Here is a 4,498-nt window from a genome sequence, read left to right as displayed (position 1 = left end):
AACGCCTGATGACACATCCCATGGATAAAGTTGTGTTGACCAAATTGATTGATCAGAGTTTTCGTTCTGAAGATACAGCCCGGGTTGCCGATCAGGTGAACTATTTGCTTGCAAAATACGGTGTGCCGGACTTCTTTTCATCGGTGGAAAAATTGCTGGTTCAGATGTTTATGGGTTTAGGCCGGTATATCCCCAGTGTTGCTGTGCCCAAGATGATTGAAAAAATGCGGCACGACAGCAGCCGTGCGATTATTCCGGGAGAAGCGGATATTTTACATGCGCTTTTGCATAAAAGAAAAGAACAGGGCGTACGCATGAACATCAACCGTCTGGGAGAAGCCATCCTGGGGGAGCAAGAAGCCCTCAATCGCCTGGAAGGTTATCTTGATGATCTCAAAAATCCGGTGATTGAATACATTTCCGTCAAAATCTCCACTATCTATTCCCAGATTCAGCCGCTGGCGTTTGAGCATACCGTCAGGATATTAACCGAGCGTCTTACACGACTGTACCGTGCCGCCGGGGATAATTTTTTTATCAGAAGCGACGGCACCCAAGTCCCTAAATTTGTTAATCTGGATATGGAAGAATACCGCGACCTTCAGATTACCGCCGCAGCATTTACAAGAACCCTGGATCAAGAAGAGTTTAAGCAGCATTCCGCCGGCATCGTACTGCAGGCCTATTTGCCGGATTCTTATGACATGCAGAAAGAACTTACGGCCTGGGCCCAAGCGCGGCTTAAAAAAGGCGGAAACCCCATCAAGATCCGCATCGTCAAGGGTGCCAACATGGAGATGGAACAGCAGGAAGCCGCCGTCCACAACTGGCCGCAAGCGCCTTATGACAACAAGCTGGATGTGGATGCCAATTTTAAGCGCATGGTTGAATACGGCACGGCGCCGGAAAATGCCAGAGCGGTTCACCTGGGGATCGGGTCCCACAACCTGTTTGAGCTGGCCTATGCCTATAAGCTCGCCCAGCAGCATAAGGTCACTGAATATTTTTCATTTGAAATGCTCAAGGGAATGGCCGATCACGTGCGCCGGGCCATTCATGAGATGTCGGGAAGTGTAGTGGTATACGCACCGGTGGCTGCCAAAGAGCAGTTTATCAGTGCCATTGGTTATCTGGTCCGTCGCCTGGATGAAAATACGGCCGAGGAGAATTTTCTGCGGTACTCTTTTGATCTTTACCCTGATTCTAATGACTGGGAGTTTTTAAAAAAGCAATTTTTAGCCTCCTGTAAACACATGCACGCAGCCGGCCAAACACCGCGCCGCATGCAGAACCGCACAGAGGAAATCTTTTCGGACAAGATGGGAACCTTCTATGAAAACGAATTCAACAATGAGCCGGATACGGACTGGTCACTGGCCGCCAACCGCAAGTGGGCTGAAGCTGTTAGGGACGAATGGAAAAAGGGACCGGATGATTCTCCGGTAAAAATTCCCCTGGTGATCGCCGGTAAAGATATTTATACAGACCGGCTCACCCAAAAATGCATGGATCGTTCTCAAATTACTGACGAGGTCTGTGTGGCCGTCTATGCCGAGGCCGTCGATGAAGATGTGGATCAGGCCCTGTCGGTTGCCAAAGCCGATCCGGACGGTTGGCGGCGCAAAAGCATGCCAGCGCGCCACAAAATCCTTTCAAAAGTCGCCCTTAAGATTCGCAAATCAAGGGGGGACCTTATGGGTGCCGCCGCCGCCGATACCGGCAAGGTATTTACCGAAGCTGATCCCGAGGTGTCTGAGGCCGTCGACTTTTTAGAATATTATCCCTTTGCTGCCAGAGCGCATGCGGATCTTGCCAATGTTAAATGCAGCGCAAAAGGTGTCGGTCTGGTCATTTCCCCGTGGAACTTTCCCATTGCCATCCCCTGCGGCGGAATTGCGGCATCTCTGGCTGCCGGTAATACCGTTATTTTCAAACCGGCGTCGGCGTCTGTTCTAACGGCCTGGCTCTTATGCCGGGCATTCTGGAATGCCGGTGTTTCTAAAAATGTCTTGCAGTTTATCCCTTGTTCCGGCTCGACAACAGGAGTAAAACTTGTCAATCACCCTGAAGTGGATTTCATTATATTGACGGGCGGCACCGCTACCGGCATGACTATTTTAAAACAGCGACCGAGTATCTATCTGGCGGCGGAGACCGGCGGCAAAAACGCCACCGTAGTGACCGCCATGTCGGACAGAGACCAGGCCATTAAACATGTGCTCCATTCGGCCTTTAGCCATGGCGGTCAAAAATGCAGTGCAACCTCGCTTTTAATACTGGCAAAGGAAGTGTATGAGGATTCCGGTTTTAAAAAACAACTGGTCGATGCCGCCCGCAGCTATCTGGTGGGATCAGCCTGGGATTTTGAAAACAAAATGGGGCCTTTGATCCAGTCCCCGGCTGGAGATTTGAAACAGGCTCTGACAAAGCTCGATCCAGGGGAATCCTGGGCCCTGGAGCCTGCAAACATTGATAACAACCCCTATATGTGGACGCCGGGCATCAAATGGGGGGTACAGCCGGGCAGCTACACCCATACCACCGAATTTTTCGGCCCACTTTTGGGAGTGATGCGTGCTGAAAATCTGGATGACGCCATTGAAATGGTCAATCAAACCGGCTATGGCTTGACGGCGGGGCTCGAGAGCCTGGACCGCCGGGAGCAACAACGCTGGCAGGCGCGTATCAACGCCGGCAATCTATATATCAACCGGGGAACCACCGGCGCCATTGTGCTGCGCCAGCCCTTCGGCGGCATGGGCAAATCAGCCCTGGGCGCCGGGATCAAGGCCGGCGGCCCCAACTATGTCTCCCAGTTTATGAATTTTGAAGATGTCGATTTCCCTTTGGCAGGCGCAATTCAAAACGATCATAGACTGCTGCGGCTTTCCAATGAATGGAAGCAAAAGCTAAATTGGGGCCGGCTGACCGAATTTAAGACCGACCTGATCAAAACCATGCGGGCCGTAAAAAGTTACCTTTACCATTGGGAACAGGAATTTTCTCAAGAAAAAAATTACTTCCACCTACGGGGGCAGGACAACATAATCCGTTACCTGCCCGTCGGCAGGGTTGTCGTCCGTATCCACCCGGATGACAGCCTGTTTGAAGTCCTGGCAAGGGTCGCGGCGGTAAAGATTTCAGGATGCAAATTGCTTCTCAGCATTCCAACGGGAATAAAAAACAAGGTTGCCGATTTTCTTGCAAGTAAACCGGGCAGGCAGTTTTTGGGAGATACCCAAACGACCGGGCAGTCCGATAAAGATCTAATCACGATTATACCTGAAGTGCAGCGCATCCGCTATGCAGCGCCCGAGCGGGTGCCTGATGAAGTATTCCGGGCGGCAGCAAAGACCGGCTTCTATATCTCGCGATTACCGGTGATGATGGAAGGCAGACTCGAGCTGTTGCAGTATTTTAAGGAACAGAGCATCTGCAACAATTACCATCGCTACGGCAACCTGGGAGAGCGGGCTTAACCTGAATTAAAATGCTCAAACTAAGTTCCAGATACGTAACGCTTATCTCATCCCATTGACATCATAGGTATTTGTATGTCTGGCAAGCTTTACGAAAGTTAAAGGGGCATCATTTTTGAGATAACAAGCTATCACCAGAGTTCAAATTTGAACGGAAAAGAATGGATTTAACTGCTTGCGGCCTCTTTGCATCAATAGGCAGCTCCCAGAGGATGCTTTCATTTTTGTTTGGGGTTTTGACCATGACGAATACAAAAGATTTTACCGAAAAAAGGAAGCACAAGCGATTCAAGGCCAAGCAAGGTGCCTTTGCTTGCCTGAGGTCTGATCATAATAAACTGGGCCAAATCAAAGACATCAGTAAAGGTGGACTTGCCTTCCAGTATGATACCAGCGGCAAGCAATTTAACGGTTCAGCCGAAATGGACATATTTCTTGCCGGCGACAATTTTTATTTAAAGAATGTACCGGTTAGGAAAGTGGTGGATTTTGAGGTAAACAACAAAATTTCTTTCAGTCCTTTACCGTTGAGGCAACGGAACGTGAAATTTGGGAAAATGAAGCCCATCCAAATATTTCAACTGTATTATTTCCTCCAGCACCACACCATAGATGAAATTTGAGGCTTTGATTTTCATAACAAACCTGTTACAGATCTGTTTTGAATGTGTGTATGAGAGTCGGGGAACTTCACGGCTTCACCTATAAGACGTGCATACCTCCCCCATATCTACCTCGTGTAAAAATACCATGCTTTGTAGGATTAGAAATATTCGGTAGTTTATCAAAGGAATGCCAAATGAATTTAAGATTCATAAAAACACTCATTATTATTTTTTTGATAACCACCATTTTTTTCTACCCTGTTTGCTCTAAAACAGATGGTAGATGATACTGTTCTTGCATGTAGCTGGGATGAATTTGAGGAATGGATTAGACAAAAAATCAACGGGGATTTTTCATGGAAGATACGGCTCTTAGATTCAGAGAATTCCCGTGGGGCAATTATCGAATCAATT

General features: G+C 48.5%; 2 protein-coding genes. Both read left to right on the top strand.

Annotated elements, in window-relative coordinates:
* The coding region (locus tag V3S16_RS09020) for a bifunctional proline dehydrogenase/L-glutamate gamma-semialdehyde dehydrogenase (protein ID WP_413884353.1) at positions 1 to 3,479 on the top strand (3,479 nt) is incomplete at its 5' end.
* Positions 3,480 to 3,721: 242 nt separating this feature from the next.
* On the top strand, positions 3,722 to 4,102 hold the full coding sequence (locus V3S16_RS09015) for a PilZ domain-containing protein (RefSeq protein ID WP_413884352.1): 381 nt from the start codon (positions 3,722 to 3,724) through the stop codon (positions 4,100 to 4,102).
* Positions 4,103 to 4,498: the final 396 nt, after the last annotated feature.

This window comes from Candidatus Desulfatibia sp., assembly GCF_036446775.1.
Classification (GTDB): Bacteria; Desulfobacterota; Desulfobacteria; order Desulfobacterales; family UBA11574; genus Desulfatibia_A.
The sequence above is the reverse complement of the archived record's forward strand: the minus strand, read 5'-3'. Positions and strand labels throughout refer to the sequence as shown.

Excerpts from the sequence above, each read along its gene's own strand:
- V3S16_RS09015 (WP_413884352.1), top strand. The coding sequence starts at position 3,722 with ATGACGAATACAAAAGATTTTACCGAAAAAAGGAAGCACAAGCGATTC.